At 60.9% G+C, this 17,631-nt stretch carries 15 protein-coding genes and 1 other RNA gene; 7 read left to right on the top strand and 9 right to left on the bottom strand.

The features are described from left to right. Nucleotides 1–307: 307 nt before the first annotated feature. Nucleotides 308–1,474 (top strand): zinc-binding metallopeptidase family protein, encoded by a 1,167-nt coding sequence (locus H8S56_RS21295; protein ID WP_187519690.1) that lies wholly within the window; start codon nucleotides 308–310, stop codon nucleotides 1,472–1,474. Nucleotides 1,475–1,733: 259 nt separating this feature from the next. Here H8S56_RS21295 and H8S56_RS21290 read toward each other — a convergent pair whose 3' ends face one another. Further along, nucleotides 1,734–2,246, bottom strand: coding sequence for a GNAT family N-acetyltransferase (locus H8S56_RS21290; RefSeq protein WP_187519689.1), 513 nt, complete (start codon nucleotides 2,244–2,246; stop codon nucleotides 1,734–1,736). 227 nt (nucleotides 2,247–2,473) lie between these two features. On the opposite strand from H8S56_RS21290, the gene ffs reads away from it, so the two are divergent. Both ffs and H8S56_RS21280 read left to right on the top strand, forming a co-directional pair. Next, nucleotides 2,474–2,570: signal recognition particle sRNA small type (gene ffs / locus H8S56_RS21285), an RNA gene on the top strand. A 269-nt stretch (nucleotides 2,571–2,839) separates the two neighbouring features. Continuing rightward, nucleotides 2,840–3,964 carry a mechanosensitive ion channel family protein gene (locus tag H8S56_RS21280; protein ID WP_187519688.1) on the top strand — a complete coding sequence of 375 codons (1,125 nt, stop codon included), beginning with the start codon at nucleotides 2,840–2,842 and terminating at the stop codon, nucleotides 3,962–3,964. 8 nt (nucleotides 3,965–3,972) lie between these two features. On the opposite strand, the gene acpA is transcribed toward H8S56_RS21280, so the two are convergent. Continuing rightward, nucleotides 3,973–5,658: an acid phosphatase gene (gene acpA / locus H8S56_RS21275; RefSeq protein WP_187519687.1), complete on the bottom strand. Its 1,686-nt coding sequence runs from the start codon at nucleotides 5,656–5,658 to the stop codon at nucleotides 3,973–3,975. Nucleotides 5,659–5,880: 222 nt separating this feature from the next. On the opposite strand from acpA, the gene dnaX reads away from it, so the two are divergent. Continuing rightward, nucleotides 5,881–8,049, top strand: coding sequence for a DNA polymerase III subunit gamma/tau (gene dnaX, locus H8S56_RS21270; RefSeq protein WP_187519686.1), 2,169 nt, complete (start codon nucleotides 5,881–5,883; stop codon nucleotides 8,047–8,049). 61 nt (nucleotides 8,050–8,110) lie between these two features. Then, a complete protein-coding gene (locus H8S56_RS21265; RefSeq protein WP_004886053.1) occupies nucleotides 8,111–8,437 on the top strand; it encodes a YbaB/EbfC family nucleoid-associated protein in 327 nt (108 codons plus the stop codon). A gap of 253 nt (nucleotides 8,438–8,690) precedes the next feature. On the opposite strand, the gene H8S56_RS21260 is transcribed toward H8S56_RS21265, so the two are convergent. The 4 genes from H8S56_RS21260 to H8S56_RS21245 form a co-directional block, all read right to left on the bottom strand. Beyond that, nucleotides 8,691–10,157, bottom strand: coding sequence for an aldehyde dehydrogenase family protein (locus tag H8S56_RS21260; protein WP_187519685.1), 1,467 nt, complete (start codon nucleotides 10,155–10,157; stop codon nucleotides 8,691–8,693). Between the two features lie 175 nt (nucleotides 10,158–10,332). After that, a complete protein-coding gene (locus tag H8S56_RS21255; protein ID WP_187519684.1) occupies nucleotides 10,333–11,190 on the bottom strand; it encodes a GNAT family N-acetyltransferase in 858 nt (285 codons plus the stop codon). 31 nt (nucleotides 11,191–11,221) lie between these two features. Continuing rightward, entirely contained in the window at nucleotides 11,222–11,614 is a 393-nt protein-coding gene (locus H8S56_RS21250; RefSeq protein ID WP_024694492.1) for a RidA family protein, read from the bottom strand. Further along, nucleotides 11,604–12,755 (bottom strand): DSD1 family PLP-dependent enzyme, encoded by a 1,152-nt coding sequence (locus H8S56_RS21245; protein ID WP_187519683.1) that lies wholly within the window; start codon nucleotides 12,753–12,755, stop codon nucleotides 11,604–11,606. The genes H8S56_RS21250 and H8S56_RS21245 overlap by 11 nt, the downstream gene beginning before the upstream one ends. 95 nt (nucleotides 12,756–12,850) lie before the next feature. On the opposite strand from H8S56_RS21245, the gene H8S56_RS21240 reads away from it, so the two are divergent. Together H8S56_RS21240 and recR are read left to right on the top strand one after the other, a co-directional pair. Beyond that, nucleotides 12,851–13,735: a LysR family transcriptional regulator gene (locus H8S56_RS21240; RefSeq protein ID WP_024694490.1), complete on the top strand. Its 885-nt coding sequence runs from the start codon at nucleotides 12,851–12,853 to the stop codon at nucleotides 13,733–13,735. A 275-nt stretch (nucleotides 13,736–14,010) separates the two neighbouring features. Continuing rightward, nucleotides 14,011–14,613 (top strand): recombination mediator RecR, encoded by a 603-nt coding sequence (gene recR / locus H8S56_RS21235; RefSeq protein WP_024688606.1) that lies wholly within the window; start codon nucleotides 14,011–14,013, stop codon nucleotides 14,611–14,613. A 36-nt stretch (nucleotides 14,614–14,649) separates the two neighbouring features. On the opposite strand, the gene H8S56_RS21230 is transcribed toward recR, so the two are convergent. The 3 genes from H8S56_RS21230 to fliK all read right to left on the bottom strand — a co-directional run bounded on the left by H8S56_RS21230 (nucleotide 14,650) and on the right by fliK (nucleotide 17,529). Further along, nucleotides 14,650–15,465 carry a metal-dependent hydrolase gene (locus H8S56_RS21230; RefSeq protein ID WP_187519682.1) on the bottom strand — a complete coding sequence of 272 codons (816 nt, stop codon included), beginning with the start codon at nucleotides 15,463–15,465 and terminating at the stop codon, nucleotides 14,650–14,652. A gap of 121 nt (nucleotides 15,466–15,586) precedes the next feature. Then, nucleotides 15,587–15,910: an EscU/YscU/HrcU family type III secretion system export apparatus switch protein gene (locus tag H8S56_RS21225; protein ID WP_024688604.1), complete on the bottom strand. Its 324-nt coding sequence runs from the start codon at nucleotides 15,908–15,910 to the stop codon at nucleotides 15,587–15,589. Then, the gene (gene fliK / locus H8S56_RS21220; protein WP_187519681.1) at nucleotides 15,910–17,529 is read right to left on the bottom strand and encodes a flagellar hook-length control protein FliK; all 1,620 of its coding nucleotides are present in this window, start codon (nucleotides 17,527–17,529) and stop codon (nucleotides 15,910–15,912) included. Before fliK ends, H8S56_RS21225 begins: the two co-directional genes overlap by 1 nt. Nucleotides 17,530–17,631: the final 102 nt, after the last annotated feature.

Raw genomic sequence — 17,631 nt, 5'->3', positions numbered from 1 at the left:
CGGCTTGCCGACGATAGCGGCGGCGCCGTTCACGCAGTGGGAGTGCGCTTGCTCACGAAGAGGCCAGTACATCCGCTGAAATAGAGGCGTCTGAACCGTGGCTTTCGCGGACAAGTCCGCTCCCACGGGGTGCAGTTCATTCGTTCTTCTGTTATCCAGTAGGACGTGTGCAACGGCGAGTACCCCCAAGCACCCTTTTGGCCCGCAAAGCCGCCGTTTTTCGCCTTGATTCAGTGGGGCCGATAATATTTTGAACCCCTGAAGCTTCGGCATGATCTAGTCCATGCAAGGCCCACGGGAGATCGCCATGTATCGCTTTTTCGAGCAATTAAGTTCACGTATCACCGCGCCCTTCGTCGGTGAAACCAAACGCAACAGTAAATTCTGGCAGTGTCAGTGCGGCCAGTCGGTGTTTTTCCCCAATACCCAATGCCTGGCTTGCTCGGCAGCGCTGGGTTATCTGCCTGAGCAGGGGCGTATTGCGGCATTGGAGCCAGGGCCTGATCCCACTACCTGGCGCCTGAGCGATGAGCCCGGCGCAGGGGTCTATCGGCGTTGTGCCAACCTCGACACGCCAGCGGCCTGCAACTGGCTGTTTCCTGAGCACAACGCGGGTGAGTTCTGCGTCGCGTGCAGCCTGAACCGGACCATTCCTGACCTGTCGATCCCGGAAAACGGCGAGCGCTGGCGCAAGGTCGAGACGGCCAAGCGCCGTCTGGTCGCGCAGTTGATATCCCTGGGTCTTAAGGTCATCCCCAAGACAGTCGATGAAGACACCGGGCTGGCGTTCGACTTTGTCGGCGTGGATCTGGAAGGCAACCTGCCGACCACCGGTCACGCCAACGGACTGATCACGCTGAACATCGAAGAAGCCGACGACGCACACCGTGAAGCGATCCGGGTAAAGATGCACGAACCCTATCGCACATTGCTCGGTCACTTCCGCCATGAAGTCGGGCATTACTACTGGGACAGGTTGATCGCCAATACGTATTGGCAGGAAAGCTATCGCAACTTGTTTGGTGACGAGCGGGCCAGCTATGCCGACGCGCTGGATCACCACTATAAAAACGGTGCGCCGGACAACTGGCAAGAAAGCTTCGTCAGCGCCTATGCCACCATGCACCCATGGGAAGACTGGGCCGAGACCTGGGCGCATTACCTGCACATGATGGATGCGGTCGATACCGCGCTGGGCTTCGGCATGAGTGCTCGCGACATGGAACTGGACTACCAGCCGTTCCCGCTGGAGACGCTGTTCGATCCGCAACATCCAGGCGGCCCGGCGTTCCTGTCGTTCGTCAATGCCTGGATCGAACTGGCCAGCATGCTCAATGAGCTGTCACGCAGCATGGGGCAGCCGGACTTCTATCCGTTCGTGCTGCCGCCTGCAGTCATCGCCAAGCTGCACTTCATTCATCTGGTGATTCAGGATGCCGGTGGCAAGGCGGATGAGGTATTGCAGGCGCAGTAGACCTTCTGGCGAAACACTGTGCCTTGGGAGCGGATCGGGTGGCGTTCCGCCTGTCCGCGAATGCAGCCGCTCAGCCGCTGGATCTTCATGGGCTGTAACAGCCTTTTCGCGGACAAGTCCGCTCCCACAGTCTGCTCTGCTCCAAAAAAGCCTCTTGTTCAGGGGGGTATGGAGCTTTGACGGGATGCGGCTTGCCGGCGATGCAGGATTGACTGGCCGGGCATCTGCGCCGACACGTTGCCTCCCGTATCCGTTGGGCTTAGCTGCTGTAGCTGCTTTTATCCTGAAGCTTCAATACCAGCCGCCGTTCGAAGCCTATCCGTCCGCGATAGGCTTCGCCGGTGTCTATCCAGCCTTGACCCACATACAGACCGATAGCGGCTGCATTGTCCGCATCCACTGACAGCATCAGCTGGTCAATGTCCGGCCACTTCAACCCAAGCGCGGCTGGCAGCGCTTTCAAGCACGCCTTGCCCAATCCCTTGCCCTGTTCGCGACGATCGATCTGTAACGCATGCAAGGTTGCGGTCGCGTCCTCCGATGCCCAGTGCGGCAGGCAGTCCCCGCGCTTGAGCATGAAAAAGCCCTTGGGTATCTCGTCGATCAGCAGCACGAAACCCGCAATATTGGCGTTGGGATTGACCAGCAGGGTATTGAGCGCCGTATGAATATCGCCCGAGAACTGAATCTGTTCCGGTGCGATCTCGAGCGTTTCGAGCAGCTTGCATTGAGTGGGGGTGAGTTCTTCGTAGCTGACCAATCGAGTCTGCATGAGCAACCTGTCGGCTGATTGTGGGTAGGGGAGGCAGGTTACAGGAGGCTTCGGCTCTGATTCCAGCGTTCCCGGCCATCTGCGGCAAAGGCGCGTAACGCTCCAGCCCCCGTCACACAAGTGCTTGAGCCTGATCGAAATTTTTATCCGGGCCGGAGGTTGTAAACTCGCTCCAGACCGGTACAATGGCGCGGCTCGCCAACTGGTGAGCGTCGTTATGGTGACCCCATCGGTCCCCCCGCAACGATTACCCGTGAACCTGGTCAGATCCGGAAGGAAGCAGCCACAGCGGGAACATTGTGTGCCGGGGTGTGGCTGGTGGGGGCACCACCTTAACGACTCCTCTGTCGGTCCTCGACGCAGCAATAACCTCCAGAATCAACCTCCAGAATCCTTTCTCTACAAAAGCCTTATCCCTGAATGTTTCGTCGATTCCGCTCAATCGGCAAATTAATCTGAACGCTCAAGGCTTCAGGTCACCTAAAACCCTACGCGTCGCTTGAAACCGTGTTACGGCAAGGGGCATATCAAGTCGCTGCGGGTGTCAAAGGCTTTTCGGTCAGGCGTCTCGCAGCCATGCAGCCGGGGGCCAAATGGAACATGACATCATCCTCTTTTTCACAGACTCACAATTTCTGGGTATTTCGCTGGCGAACTGGATTCTGGCCATCGTCGCCTCGACGCTGAGCTTCGTCCTGGTTCGTGGGGCTATCGGGTTTGTGATGCGAAAAATCCGCACCCGCTCGTCCGCGCCCAATGCGCACGTGAGTTACATCGCTGTAGAAGTGCTGTCCGGCACCAGCAACACGCTGTTATTGCTGGCCTCGTTATTGATCGGGGTCGGCATGCTTGATCTGCCGGAGCGCTGGCTCGGGCGAGTCAGCAGCCTGTGGTTCGTGGTCGCGGCCTTGCAGGTCGGGCTCTGGGCGAACCGTGCGATAGCGCTGGCGTTGTACCGCTATTTCGCCCGTCATAGCACCACCAGCACGTTTCAGGGCAGTGCCTTGGCGACCTTGAGCCTGTGGGGCGCGAAAGTGCTGCTGTGGGCCACGGTGCTGATGGCAATGCTGTCCAATGTCGGGGTGAACATCACGGCCTTCGTCGCGAGTCTAGGCGTAGGGGGTATCGCCGTGGCGCTGGCGGTGCAGAACATTCTCGGCGACGTATTTGCCTCGCTATCCATCGCCGTGGACAAGCCGTTCGAGATCGGTGATTTCATTGTGGTGGGCGCGCTGTCCGGGACGGTCGAGCATGTCGGCCTCAAGACCACGCGCATCCGCAGTCTGGGCGGCGAGCAGATCGTCATGGCCAATGCCGACATGATCGGCAGCACCATTCAGAACTACAAACGGTTGGAGGAGCGTCGCATCGTCTTCGATTTCAGGCTGACCTATGACTGCTCGGCAGATCAGGTGCGCGAAGTCCCGAAGAAAGTCGAAGAGATTATTCGCAGCCAGAAAAACGCCCGGTTCGACCGCTCGCACTTCCGTAGCTTTGGCGAAACGTCACTGGAGTTCGAGACGGTCTATATCGTGCTCGACCCCAGTTATAACGTTTACATGGACGTGCAGCAGGCGATCAACCTGGACATCATGGAGGCGTTCGCCGACATGGATGTGCGCTTCGCCTTTCCGTCCCGCACGGTGTATGTGGCGTCCTTGCCGCCCTCCAGAGCGTCGCAACGGACCGCGCTGGAGGCGCAAGACGCTCAAGCCTGACACTGGCGTCAGGCCTTGTGGTGGGTCGTGAACTGCAAGGCGTTGGTCAGGTCGCCCATGGGCTGCTGTCCGCGGGCGATCATGGCGTCATCGCGGCGCTTGAGACCGTCGAGTTTTTCCAGGCCATGCAGGCGGGTGATCAGGCGCAGGATAGAGGCAGTGTCGTAGACCGTATGGTCAACCGTGCCTTTGCGGGCGAACGGCGAGATGACCAGCGCCGGAACGCGGGTGCCGGGGCCGAAGCGGTCGCCCTTGGGCGGCGCAACGTGGTCCCACCAGCCGCCGTTTTCGTCGACGGTGATCACGATCACCATGTTCTCCCACTGCGGGCTGTTGCGCAGCACCTTGACCACGCGGTCGATGTGCCGATCACCCGACGCGACGTCGGCATAACCGGCGTGCATGTTCAGGTTGCCCTGGGGTTTATAGAACGTGACTGCAGGCAGCTTGCCGGCCTCGGCATCAGCCAGAAAACGGTTGGTGGTCGACTCATCACCCAGCCCGCCGTCACGCAGCCTGCGCTTGCGTTCGGCCGGGTTCTGCGGGCCTTGCTGCGCGAAGTAGTTGAACGGCTGGTGATGGTACTGAAAGTTGGGGATTTTCGGGATTCCGGTGGAATCCTTGAACTCGTCCAGCGTGACTTGCCAGGCACCCGCGTACCACGCCCAGTCGATGTCTTTTTTCGACAGTTTGTCACCAATGTGCTCGTGGCTCTGCGGCACCAGTACGTTGGCCAGATCCGGCTTGGAATAATCAGGATTCTGCGGGTCGCGCAGCCAGGTCGGCCAATACGGCGGGGCCAGGGTGTTGACGGCGAAACCGTCCGGAGTAATGGCGCTGGGGCCGAACTGTGGCGGCCCTTCCATGGCGCTGGCGGGCGACTTTTCCAGTGGTTTTAAGCGCGGGTCTTGCGGATTGTCACTCTGCAGCGTCGCGATCTGCGATTTGGCGGGCGAGTTGGCGGCGTCGGGATAGATCGGCGCAGTCGCCGAAATCAGGTACTGGTGATTGAGAAAAGACCCCCCGAAAGCGCCCTGAAAGAAGTTGTCACACAGCACGAATTCCTTCGCCACGTCCCACAGCCGCAGCGAGTATTGAGTCTGCGCGTAGTTGCCCATGGTCAGGCCGCCCGAGTCGGCCCAGGCCACGAAACGATCATTCTTGCCTTCGTTGATCTGCATCTGGTTCTGATAGAACACGTGCCACAGGTCACGGGTGACCAGGCTCAGCGGCAGGTCTTCCTTGTTCGGCCCTTTGAGCGGGAAGGGCGCATTGGGGAGGTTTTCCTGAAACTGCACGCCGGCCGGGTAGGTCACGCCATCAACGCTCTGCGGCCCGACCTGTAGCACGCCACCCCAGGCGGGTGGCAAGGTGCTCAGCAGGCTGCCATCGCGGTCGCGTTGCTGATAGTCGGCAGGCTTGAGCGCTGACAGGGGTTTTTCAACACCGGGAAAATCGCCGAACAGGTTGTTGAAGCTGCGGTTTTCCGCATAGATCACCACCACCGTTTTGACGTTATCGCGCAGGGCCTTGTCCAGTGCCGTGCCGGTGAGGGGCTTTTCGGCTGGAACGGGCGGCTTCTCGCCGGCGGTCACGTAACTGCTGAGGGTTACGCCTGCGCCCAGTGCTGCCATGCCGCCCAGAAAGCGACGACGGCTGGGGTTGGTCGTGGGGTCGTCGGGTCTGTCGGTCATGGCGAATACCTGTCTGAATTAAGTGTTACCAAAGATTTCAGGCGAGCGTATCGATGCAATATGACGGTATTGCTACAGCGCAAACAGCATTCCGGGATGAAAACTTTTTCAGGAAGCGGCGAATTCGTTCTTCACACCACAATAAACAGGACACCGGATGCAATTTTGTCCCTGCTCGGCTAGCATTGGCGGTCTTCCGCTTACCAGTCGCGACGGTTTTCAATGAGTTATCAGGTTCTTGCACGTAAATGGCGTCCGCGCTCGTTCCGCGAAATGGTCGGCCAGACACATGTGCTCAAGGCCCTGATCAACGCGCTGGACAGCCAGCGCCTGCATCACGCCTATCTGTTCACCGGTACACGCGGTGTCGGCAAGACCACCATCGCGCGCATCATCGCCAAGTGCCTGAACTGCGAAACCGGCATTACCTCGACGCCCTGCGGCACCTGTTCGGTGTGCAGGGAGATCGATGAAGGTCGTTTTGTGGACCTGATCGAGATCGACGCCGCCAGCCGCACCAAGGTCGAAGACACCCGCGAACTGCTGGACAACGTGCAGTACGCGCCGAGTCGCGGGCGCTTCAAGGTCTACCTGATCGACGAAGTGCACATGCTGTCCAGCCACTCGTTCAACGCCTTGCTCAAGACGCTTGAAGAGCCGCCGCCCTACGTCAAATTCATCCTGGCAACGACCGATCCGCAGAAGCTGCCGGCGACCATCCTGTCGCGCTGCCTGCAGTTTTCCCTGAAAAACATGACGCCGGAGCGTGTGGTCGAGCACCTGACCCATGTGCTGGGTGTCGAGAATGTCCCGTTCGAAGACGACGCGCTTTGGCTGTTGGGGCGCGCTGCGGATGGCTCGATGCGCGATGCCATGAGCCTGACCGATCAGGCGATTGCCTTCGGTGAAGGCAAGGTCATGGCCGCCGATGTGCGCGCCATGCTCGGCACGCTGGACCATGGTCAGGTGTTCGATGTGCTGACGGCGCTGCTGGAAGGCGATGCCCGTGGCGTGCTCGAAGCCGTGCGGCATCTGGCCGAGCAGGGGCCTGACTGGAACGGCGTGCTGTCGGAAATTCTCAACGTGCTGCACCGCGTGGCGATCGCCCAGGCATTGCCCGAAGGCGTCGACAACGGTCATGGCGACCGTGACCGTGTGCTCGCCCTGGCGCAAGCGCTGCCAGCCGAAGACGTGCAGTTCTATTACCAGATGGGTCTGATCGGTCGGCGTGATCTACCCTTGGCCCCGGACCCGCGTGGCGGTTTCGAGATGGTGCTGCTGCGCATGCTGGCGTTCCGTCCTGCCGACAGTGAGGACGCGCCGAGGCAGCCGCTAAAGCCAGTGGGGATCAGCCAGGCCACGGTTGATTCCCGCAAGGCAGTGGCCGATGCGACACCTGTTGCATCGGTGGCTGCCCGACCGCCTGTGATGGCCGCGCCTGATCCGGCTTTTGAAGCGACGGTACCCGCGCCAGAACCGCTCAAGGCTGCCCCTGTAGAGCCTGCACCTGAACAGCCGACGCCTGCCGAAGACATCGACCTGCCGTGGAACGAGCCTAAAGCGCCTGTTGCCGAGGCGACGCCTGAACCCGCAGCGCAGCCTGGCGAGCCGGTCGCCGAACCCGTCCTGGAAACCCTGGGCGAACAACCTGACCTCACGCCCATGCCCACGCCTGCACCGGCCAGCCCTGTGCCGGACGCGCCGCAGATCGAGGAGCAACAGGCACAAGAGCAGGCCCCGGAGGAACCCCAGCCGGTTGCCGAGCAGGCGATCACACCTGCCATGCTCGAAGCCATACCGGACGCTGCTTATCTTTCAGCGCCCATGGACCGCGACGATGAGCCGCCGCCGGACGACGACTACGTCGAGCCGGATGTCGACATCGATCCGGCCTCCTATAGTTATCTGGATGAGCTGGCGCACGAGAGCGTCAGTGAAGCCGAACCGGTCGAGCCCGAGCCGACCCTGGCGGCGATGCCTGCCACGGGCCTTGCACTGGAATGGCTGGAGATGTTTCCCGGCTTGCCCATCTCGGGCATGACCGGCAGTATCGCTGCCAACTGCACGCTGATGGGCAAGGAGGGCGATCACTGGTTGCTGCACCTGGACCCGGCGCACAGCGCGCTGTTCAACGCGACTCAGCAACGTCGTCTGAACGATGCGTTGAACCAGTTCCTGGGACGCACGATCAATCTGTCTATCGAGCTGATCAAGCCCGAGCAGGAAACCCCTGCCCAGGCCGCATCGCGTCTGCGTGCCGAGCGCCAGCGCCAGGCCGAGGCTTCGATTCATGCCGATCCGTTCATCCAGCAGATGCTGCAACAGTTTGGTGCGATGATTCGAGAGGATACGATCAAGCCTGTGGACGCTCCGGCAGCGCAGACTCAATAACTGACGGCACGGCGCTTCATGCGCTGCGCAAACGAACCATCCATATTCGAGGAGATATCCCATGATGAAAGGTGGCATGGCTGGCCTGATGAAGCAGGCCCAGCAAATGCAGGAAAAAATGGCCAAGATGCAGGAAGAACTGGCCAACGCGGAAGTGACCGGCCAATCGGGCGCAGGCCTGGTGAGCGTGGTCATGACCGGTCGTCATGACGTCAAGCGCATCAACCTGGATGACAGCCTGATGCAGGAAGACAAGGAAGTGCTGGAAGACCTGATCGCCGCCGCGGTTAACGACGCGGTTCGCAAGATCGAACAGGCGAGCCAGGAAAAGACTGCTTCCATGACCGCTGGCATGCAACTGCCGCCGGGCATGAAGCTGCCGTTCTGACGGCTGCTGTCGCAGGTATCAATGCCAGGCCATGTGCCTGGCATTTTTTTGGGTTTTAGATCGCGTCGATGTGTTCATCAAAAAACACGTACACACCTGGAGATGAAGCTTCTTGTGGAGCGGACCGGGCGGCGTTCCGTTTGTCCGCGAAAAGGCCAAAGGCCGGTACATCCGACAAATATTCAGCGACTGAAATACAGTATTCGCGGACGAGTCCGCTCCCACGAGTTTGCTGCGCCATAGCGCGGCGTCGTTACTGCTCCCCGAACCCCACGATCGCCTTGGTCTCCAGATATTCCTCAAAGCCCTGCACGCCATACTCGCGGCCGTTGCCGGAGCGCTTGTAGCCGCCAAAGGGTGCCATGGGGTTCCAGGCCGGGTAGTTGAGAAGCACTTGCCCGGCGCGGATGCGAGAGGCCACGGCTCGGGCCTGCTGCAGGTCCTGGCTTTGTACATGAGCCCCCAGCCCGTAAACCGTGTCATTGGCGATGGCCACGGCCTCGTCCACGGTGTCGTAAGCAATCAGGCAAAGCACCGGGCCGAAGATTTCTTCCTGAGCAATGCGCATCGAGGAGTCGACTTCAGAGAACACGGTCGGGCGCGCATAAAAGCCCTTATCAAAACCCTCGACACGTCCCGGTCCGCCACAGATCAGTTTTGCGCCTTCCCCCATGCCCGCTTCGATCATCGCCTGCACGCGATGAAACTGGGCCTGGTTGGCAATCGGGCCCAGCACACTGTGTTCCGACTGCGGATCGCCCACGATGATCGCGTTGGCGGTTTCGATGGCCAGCGCCTCGACTTCTGCCAGACGGTTCCTCGGCACGATCATGCGCGTCGGTGCGCTGCACGACTGACCGACGTTACGGAACGCCGCCATGACGCCAGGCGGCACGGCCTTGGCGAAGTCAGCGTCGGGCAACAGGATGTTGGGGGATTTACCGCCCAGTTCCTGCGTGACGCGCTTGACGGTCGGCGCGGCCGCCTGCGCAACCAGAGCACCTGCGCGATTGGAGCCGGTGATGGAAATCATGTCGATGTCAGGGTGCGCGGCCATCGCGCCACCGACCTCCGGGCCGCTGCCGTTCACGAGGTTAAACACTCCGGCAGGCAAACCGGCATCGTGCACCAGTTGCGCGAACAGCAGTGCGCTCAGAGGCGACAGTTCGCTGGGCTTGAGCACCACGGTACAACCTGCGGCAATGGCCGGTGCGACCTTGGCGGTGATTTGATACAGCGGCCAGTTCCACGGTGTGATAAGACCGCAGACGCCGATGGGTTCCCGCTGGATGGCGGTGCTGCCTTCGACGGTCTGGAATGCATACGTGGCCAACAGATCCCGCGCAACCCGAACGTGTTCGGCAGCCAGCGGCACCTGCATCGCCCGCGCCGAGGTGATGGAGGCACCCATCTCCAGTGACAGTGCCTGCGCCAGGTCTTCCTTGCGCTCGATAATCAGTGCATGGATACGGCCAATCACGTCGGCGCGCGCCTGGGGCGTGGTCGCAGACCAGGCAGGGAAGGCCGCTCGCGCCGCTGCCACTGCCCGGTCCACATCCGCCGCCGTGCCGCTTGCAACGTGCGCGACGACTTCTTCCGTGGCTGGATTGATCACCGGCAGGGTGGCGGGCTCGACTGGAGAGCACCAGTGGCCATCGATGTAAAACTGCTGCGTCGTCTGTGGATCGACGCGATGGCTGTTCGAAGAATGTGTGGTCATCCAGCGGGCTCCCTGGAGCGATAGAGGAACGACGGCAAGTTCAATCCGTTTCATATCAATACGCTAACAAAGCGATCGCAATAAAAAGCGCCGATCTTGAAGGCTGCGAAGAATAATCTGCTGTATGCGGGCCGCTAAGCGCATGGAGCTGTTTTCGCCGATAAACCGAAGCTCGTCAGCCGATAGCCTGGGTGACCAGCGTGAACTGCCGGACCGTGTCGCTGACCGGCGGTGGCGCGCCGAGGACCATGCGCGGCGCTCGATCGACACACGCCAGCCCCAGACTTTCCAGCCAGGGTGCCAGCCCGCTGTCGGACAGAATGTCGAAGCGCACGAAGGCGTCGGGGATCAGGTGCAGCAAGCAAGAGATCAGTTGACGCGCCTGCGCCTGGTCCCGTGCAACCACCGGGCCGATGATGTGACCGCGACCGAAGCGGCGCAGCAGGGCGACGCCTTGTAACTGATCCTCCACTTCGATACCAACGGCGTGTTCGGCATCCCGCAACAGGTCTGTCAGCACGGCCGTGCGATCCAGCCCACTGCCTTCATTGGCCAGCCTGATCAGCGCTGGATGGTCGGCTGAGCCCAGCGTTCGCAGTGCAGAACCGGCAGCCAGCGGCAGTTGCTCGGGTAACTGCGGCACGCCTTGATGTTGCTGGATGCGGGCGTAATCGACGAAACCCATGCTCTGGTAAAGCGGCGCGCCGGCTTCTGTCGCATTGAGCATCGGCGTGCGTGGTGCTGTGGCGTCCAGGCACAGTTGCATCAGGCGACGTCCGATGCCTTTGCCCTGGTGCGAATCGCCAACGATCACCAGGCCGATGGACGACCAGTCGCCTTGATTGCACGTGAACGCCACACCGACCAGTTGCCCGGCCTGCTCGGCCACGAAACCCTGTGAAGTACGCTGCACCATGGCCCAGTCTTCTTCGCGATGCGGCCATTTCAGATGCACTGACAGTGCATGGGCAGCGGGCATGTCCGCCGCAGTTGCGGCGCGGTAGTGATAGGTGGAATCTGAGACTGCGCTCATGGAATGTCCTTGAAGGTCTGTAGTTGAGACGTCACGACGCGCTACGTGCCTGCGCTTCGATCTCGATCAGGTAGCCATGATGCAATTCGGGTACCGGGACGACGGCGCGGGCCGGGCGATGGTCGCCCAGATACCTGGCGTAGAGGCGGTCGAAGGCGGGCCAGTGCTGGATCCCTGCCACATAGACCGTGACCTTGATCAGGTCCTCGGCGCGGCACCCGGCGGCGGCGAGAATGGCCAGCAGGTTGTCCAGCGCAATGGCCGCCTGCACCTCGAAGGGTTCATCAACGCTGTGGCTGCCATCGGCGCGCACTGGCAACTGCCCCGAGACATGCAGCACACCTTGATGCCGCACGGCCTGGGAATAGTGCCCGCCTGGCGCTGCAGCGTCGGGCGTGTGGATCCGTTCGATATCACCAGCCATGCAGACGACTCCAGGTGTGCACGTTGCCCTTGGCATCCAGCGCGTGATAGTCAGGGAATTGCGCGCCGGTGGCGCAGGCATGGTTCGGCAGGATGCGCAAGCGGCTGCCAATCGCAAAGCGAGCCGTGATATCGCTACTGTCCTCGGCCGCCAGGGTGATGATGCCGTGCTCTTGATTGGCACCGGTGACGCTTGCACCTTCAATCCATTCGCCGGTTTCGGTACAGACCTGGCCGTAGCCAAAGTCCTGCCGCTGGCGCTGCGTGCCTCGATCACGGCTCATCGCCATCCAGCCTGCGTCGATGATGATCCAGCCCTTGTCCTGCTGATGGCCGATGACCGTGGTCAGCACGCTCAACGCCAGTTCGTCGGCAGTGCAGACGCCAATGTTATGCATCACCAGGTCGAAGAACACATAGACCCCGGCCCGGACTTCGGTCACACCTTTCAGGCTTTGCGCCGACAAGGCGGTGGGCGTTGAGCCGATGCTGACCTCGGGGCAGGGCAGCCCGGCCTCGCGGATGCGTTCGGCAGCCGTGACGCACAGCAGGCGTTCCTGTTCGGCCATTGCCTGAAGCGCATCAGGTGTATCCAGATCGTAGCTGGAGCCTGCATGGGTCATCACGCCACGCAGTTGCATGCCGCCTTCTGTCAGTAATCGCGCCACCTCCAGTAGCGCGTTGTCATCAACCAACAGGCCGGATCGGTGGCCGTCGCAGTCGATCTCGATCCATACCTCGAATGGCGCGTCATGTGCCTGACCAAACGCAACGATGGCCTGCGCGGCGACGACACTGTCCGTCAGGATGCTCAGGCGGCAACCCTTGCGGCGCAGGGCCAGTGCCTGATTCAGTTTGCCGGGCGCCATGGCGACCGCGTAGAGCACGTCGTCGATGCCGTTGGCAAAACAGTGCTCGGCTTCTTTAAGCGTCGATACCGTGACACCACGGGCCCCGGCGGCCAGTTGCGCCTGGATGACCGGCAGGGATTTGCTGGTCTTGACGTGCGGACGCAAGCGCACGCCGAGATCGTTCATGCGTTGCTGCATGCGCTGGATGTTGCGCTGCATGCGGGGTACATCGATCAGCGCGACGGGTGTATCGAGGAGCGGCGGTACGACGGGTGTCAAGGAGGCAGGCATGAGCGGTGCTCGCGTGGCTGGGTACGTGTCCACTCTACTGTTTGATAATGAAGCTGTGGTTCAATAGGTCGTCATCAATCCTTAAGCTGAGCTGAATGATCGCGATCGAAGATTTACGTCTGGCCGTGACGCTGTCGCGCTGTGAGTCACTCAGTGCTGCGGCCCGGCTTCTCAACGTGTCGCCACCAGCGCTGTCGATGCGGCTGCGCAAACTGGAGGCGCAACTGGGCATTACCCTGGCCAATCGAGACGCCCGGCGTTTGAGCCTGACCGCCGAGGGGGAGCGCTTCGCCCGGGAAAGTGCACACCTGCTGGAGCAACTGGAAGCGCTGCCCGAGTCGTTCAAACAGCGTGACGAGCGTCTGGTTGGCACGTTAAGGCTTGCTGCGCCCTTCGGCTATGGTCGCCAGCGCATTGCGCCGCTGCTTGCACGCTTTGCCAGACTGCACCCGCAGTTGCGCCTGCACCTTGATCTGCGTGAAACGCCATGGCCGGATCGACACGACAGCGATGCGGTCATCCACATCGGCAGCCTCAACGACAGCCTGTGGATCGCCCGCACGCTGGCCCACAATAACCGCTGGCTGTGCGCCAGCCCGGCGTATCTGGAGCAACACGGCATGCCTGTGTCGCCCGACGAACTGGCGACTCATCGTTGCATCTGCATTCGGGAAAACGATGAAGACGTGACCCTCTGGCACATGAGCAAGGGTGCGTCAAAAAAGACCCTGCGCATCGAGCCTGTGCTGCTCAGCAACGACGGCTCTGTCGCCCGCCGCTGGGCCGAGCAAGGGCTGGGTATTGTGCTGCGCTCGCAGTGGGACGTCAGCGATGCCATCGCCAGCGGCGCACTGGTGCAGGTGCTTGCCGATTGGCAACTGACCAGCGCGCCGATCAACCTGCTGGTGCCCGTGCGCAAGCAACGCAGCGCCAGGGTGCAGGCGCTGATGGAGTTTCTGGAGATGGCGTTGAAGGTGTGAGGGTGGCTTCTGTTTACACCTGACGCATCGCATAGGCATATTTTGCTGCCGTTTCCCGGCAGATCGCCGGCAAGCCGCCTCCCACAGTCCGTTGTTTGCCAGGCGGTACTGCGTCTGACGACGTCAAGGGTCGTCATGTGGTTATGCCTCTTGGCGCGCTACGTGTCAGGCATAGCGAACACCTGCTATTGGTCGCAGCTTATCAACCCCGAATTGACGCTGGCGGCAACGCGCGGGTATAAACCGCGTCTTGTGTTTTTGTCGGACTTTTCTTCATGAGCTTCAGCCCCCTGATTCGCCAGTTGATCGATGCCTTCCGCGTACTGCCGGGCGTCGGTCAGAAAACCGCGCAGCGTATGGCGTTGCAGTTGCTGGAGCGTGATCGCAGCGGCGGTTCGCGTCTGGCGCTGGCCTTGAGTCAGGCGATGGAAGGTGTCGGTCATTGCCGTTTGTGCCGCACGCTGACCGAAGAAGAACTCTGCCCGCAATGCGCTGATGTGCGCCGCGACGACACGCTGCTGTGCGTGGTCGAAGGGCCGACGGATGTCTACGCCGTGGAGCAGACCGGCTATCGCGGCCGCTATTTCGTGCTCAAGGGCCACCTGTCGCCACTCGACGGTCTTGGCCCTGAGGCCATCGGAATTCCACAACTGATGGAGCGCATCGCCGGGCAGGGCACGTTTACCGAAGTCATCCTGGCCACCAACCCGACCGTGGAAGGCGAGGCCACCGCCCATTACATCGCCCAGCTACTCAACCAGAAAGGCCTCATCGCCTCGCGCATCGCCCACGGCGTGCCGCTGGGTGGCGAGCTGGATCTGGTCGACGGCGGCACGCTGGCGCATTCGTTTGCCGGGCGCAAGCCGATTGCGATTTAAAGCCACAGCACCACCGTCATCCTGACGGCCAATGTTCTAGCGGTTGATCTTTTCATACAGGTCGGGGTGAAAGCCTGGCAGGAAATACCTTAGCCAGAGTTTCGCGGAGCGAGTGACCAAGCCTCCCGGTCCCAGGTGAAATCGTAAAAAAAGCCAAAGGTCGCGTCTGGTGACCCTCAGATTTTTATCAGCGATCAGTAGCCGCAGGAATATGAGCGTAGCGATATTGAAGGTCAGTGCAGCTGCATATGCAGCTGCACCTATACGTATCACGTAGGGCTTCAGGCCCCGTCCCATGACCGTTGTCCAAAGACTGTAGGCCAGTGACCGGTGGTCTGTTTCTTCGCGAGCGTGCCAAATCCAGAGCTGCGCATAACCCTGCAATGATCCCTCAAGCAAGGCGGGACTGTTCAAAGTAACGGTGGATGCCAGCGCGGCTTGATGTTCGAACATCATCATGACAGCCAGTCGAAAGCGTGGAGTGACCCAAGGTAGGCTCAAACCTGCGTCAAGCAGCTTTCGGGCAAGGCGCTCAAGGTGGCGTCCTGGCAAACCGACCTGTTCAATCAATCCGTTGTAACGCCTGTGCTCGTGAGCGTGCCTTGCTTCCTGAACCAGCATGTCGGTTATTTTTTGCTGGAGGGGAGAGCCCGCAACGAGCGGTCGGTGGTGTTTGATGCTCAGCGTAATGGCTCGCTCAAAAGCGGGTGCCATCACGGAGAACGTGTTCATGAAGTGCGACGTCAGAACGCCGTGGGAATGCCAGTCATTGACCCTGGCCGCCGGTAGATCGAAACCATAGTCAGATTCCAGCGCCGATGCGTCCGTTGTTTTGCGCTGAGCGTGTTTCATTACGAGCGTCTCCAAAGGGACAGTCAGTAACTTCAGTTAACACGCAAACGAGTATTCATGACGGCGGTGGTGGGCTGAAACGGACAGTCTGCAAGACCGTTTTGTGCTCATGAAAAGACGCTCACCGACGCGGCGTAATATCCCGCTCCACCGGCGGCGCATCCGGGTCCTGGCCTTCGGGAAATTTGCCTTTCAAATGCCAGGCGAAGGCAATGATTTCGGCGATGGTGCGATACAGCGGTTCAGGAATGCTGTCGCCCAGTTCCATGCGGGCCAGCAATTTGACCAGCTCGGCGTTTTCGTAGATGGGGACTTCGTATTCGCGGGCGATGGCCAGGATGGCTTCGGCCAGTTGATCGTCGCCTTTGGCGCTGAGGGTCGGCGCGCTTTGTCCGTCGTAACTGAGGGCAATGGCCTGGCGCGGTGTGTCGACGTGTTGGGTCATCAGGCGTTCTCGTCAATCCAGCGTTGTTCGAGGGCGGTTCGTGGCCCTTGGGGCGGGGTGCCGTGGTTGCAGGCCAGTTCGCCCACAGCAAGGCCGCAGGCAATCAGCCGTTCGCGCAAATGCCCAAGCTCCTGTCCGATCAGCGCTGCGCTGTCCGGACGTTCGGCCCAAAGCTGGCTCGACAAGGTCCCGCGCAGCAGTTGGGCGTGCACCTGCAGCGGCCCCAGCGGTTCAAGGTCGAACGCCAGATCGACCTTCCAGAGCTTTTCGCGTGTTTCCTGAATCTCGCCGTCAGCCTTGTCGTCGGCGGGTTCTTCATCCTGCTTGTCTTCGCGCTGCACTTTGACCTGCAAGGGCACGATGTCATGGGCGTTGCGCATCGGAACTTCCAACTGCCAGGTGGTGACCTGCGTGCCGTCCGCGTTGGTGCGCGTCTGATCCAGACCGCCCAGTTGATGGCTTTGCACGCGTGACACGGCAGCGGCGGCGAGCTTGAGGAGAATTTCCAGATCGTCTTCTTTCTCGCCGCCGCCGACCGAGCGCGAAGGCAGAGGGAAGACGCTTGGCTGGGTACGGGCAGCCACCATGCCCAAGGTGCCCAATGCGTTGCGGATAGCGCTGGGCATGATCCGCACCAGGGTGTTGGAGGCCGCCGCAGCGCCGTAGGAACTGTTGTCCGGGAGCCCTGGCAGAATCTGGGCAATCAGGCGCATCAGGTTGGCCTTCATGTCCGGTACATGCAGCGGGTTCAGACCGGCCTGCAGTTTCGCTTCCAGAAACACACCGCTGGCATTGAGCGCCTGGGCAACGGTTTTGGGCGATGTCATTTGCTCGACGTCAGGTATGTCGGCCAGTAACTGATTGATGCTGGCCTGCAAGGGCGCGCTGATCGCCGGGCTGTTGCGCGGCAGGTTCTGCAGCGCGTTGATCAGATTGTCCAGTGAGCCCTGACGGTTTTGTTGTGTGGCCAGTTGTTGCGCGACGGCCAGTTGATCGAAACGACCGGGCAGGGCGACGAAGTTCAATGCCTGGTTGCCCTGCACCTGAGCGCTGAGCAGGCTGCCGACTTTCAAGGGTTGCGGGCTGTCGACGGTCAGACTGGAACCTGCCAGTGCAGTATTGAGCAGCATCACGATCGAGCGATAGGTGGCAGGCGCAGCGGCTGCGGTGCTGGGAAGGGCACTGGCCAGCTGGCTCACCGCCTGTGCCACGATCTGAGTGGTCAGCACCTTGCCCTGCAACAGCGTGCCAACGGGCAACTGTCGGGTATCGATGCTGGTCAGCGAATTCTTCAGTGCGCTGTTGAGTTGTTGCAGGGTCAGCGTCAACTCGTTGGCCGACGCCTGTGTCACCTGCAGTAGGCTGCCGGGCGTGAAGGGCACGGTGCTGCTGACCGGCAGGTTGGTCTGACTGCCATTGCTCAGAATCAGTTTGAGCAGTAGCTGAAAGTTCTGATCGACCTGCTTGAGGGTCAGCACTTCGGCTTCTGCGGTCTGGCCTTCAGGGATCAGCGTAGGCGAGGCCTGTAGCAACGTCAGGACCTGCGCCTGGGAAATGCCGGCGCGTAGCAGCGCGGTCGCTGGAACCGTCGCGGGGACGCTGGTGATATCGCCTGTCATTCAATATTCGACCTGAGGAAATTGCCCCCGTGGGTGTCCGGAGTCGTATGTATAATACCGACCCAAAGCGGTCTGGCCGTCATTAAGTTCCCTTCATGTAAC

Origin of the sequence: Pseudomonas triticifolii (genome assembly GCF_014358015.1) — a bacterium.
GTDB classification, from domain to species: Bacteria; Pseudomonadota; Gammaproteobacteria; order Pseudomonadales; family Pseudomonadaceae; genus Aquipseudomonas; species Aquipseudomonas triticifolii.
The sequence above is the reverse complement of the archived record's forward strand: the minus strand, read 5'-3'. Positions and strand labels throughout refer to the sequence as shown.

Coding starts and splice junctions, on each gene's coding strand:
- H8S56_RS21295 (WP_187519690.1), top strand. CDS start 308: ATGTATCGCTTTTTCGAGCAATTAAGTTCACGTATCACCGCGCCCTTC.
- H8S56_RS21290 (WP_187519689.1), bottom strand. CDS start 2,246: ATGCAGACTCGATTGGTCAGCTACGAAGAACTCACCCCCACTCAATGC.
- H8S56_RS21280 (WP_187519688.1), top strand. CDS start 2,840: ATGGAACATGACATCATCCTCTTTTTCACAGACTCACAATTTCTGGGT.
- acpA (WP_187519687.1), bottom strand. CDS start 5,658: ATGACCGACAGACCCGACGACCCCACGACCAACCCCAGCCGTCGTCGC.
- dnaX (WP_187519686.1), top strand. CDS start 5,881: ATGAGTTATCAGGTTCTTGCACGTAAATGGCGTCCGCGCTCGTTCCGC.
- H8S56_RS21265 (WP_004886053.1), top strand. CDS start 8,111: ATGATGAAAGGTGGCATGGCTGGCCTGATGAAGCAGGCCCAGCAAATG.
- H8S56_RS21260 (WP_187519685.1), bottom strand. CDS start 10,157: ATGACCACACATTCTTCGAACAGCCATCGCGTCGATCCACAGACGACG.
- H8S56_RS21255 (WP_187519684.1), bottom strand. CDS start 11,190: ATGAGCGCAGTCTCAGATTCCACCTATCACTACCGCGCCGCAACTGCG.
- H8S56_RS21250 (WP_024694492.1), bottom strand. CDS start 11,614: ATGGCTGGTGATATCGAACGGATCCACACGCCCGACGCTGCAGCGCCA.
- H8S56_RS21245 (WP_187519683.1), bottom strand. CDS start 12,755: ATGCCTGCCTCCTTGACACCCGTCGTACCGCCGCTCCTCGATACACCC.
- H8S56_RS21240 (WP_024694490.1), top strand. CDS start 12,851: ATGATCGCGATCGAAGATTTACGTCTGGCCGTGACGCTGTCGCGCTGT.
- recR (WP_024688606.1), top strand. CDS start 14,011: ATGAGCTTCAGCCCCCTGATTCGCCAGTTGATCGATGCCTTCCGCGTA.
- H8S56_RS21230 (WP_187519682.1), bottom strand. CDS start 15,465: ATGAAACACGCTCAGCGCAAAACAACGGACGCATCGGCGCTGGAATCT.
- H8S56_RS21225 (WP_024688604.1), bottom strand. CDS start 15,910: ATGACCCAACACGTCGACACACCGCGCCAGGCCATTGCCCTCAGTTAC.
- fliK (WP_187519681.1), bottom strand. CDS start 17,529: ATGACAGGCGATATCACCAGCGTCCCCGCGACGGTTCCAGCGACCGCG.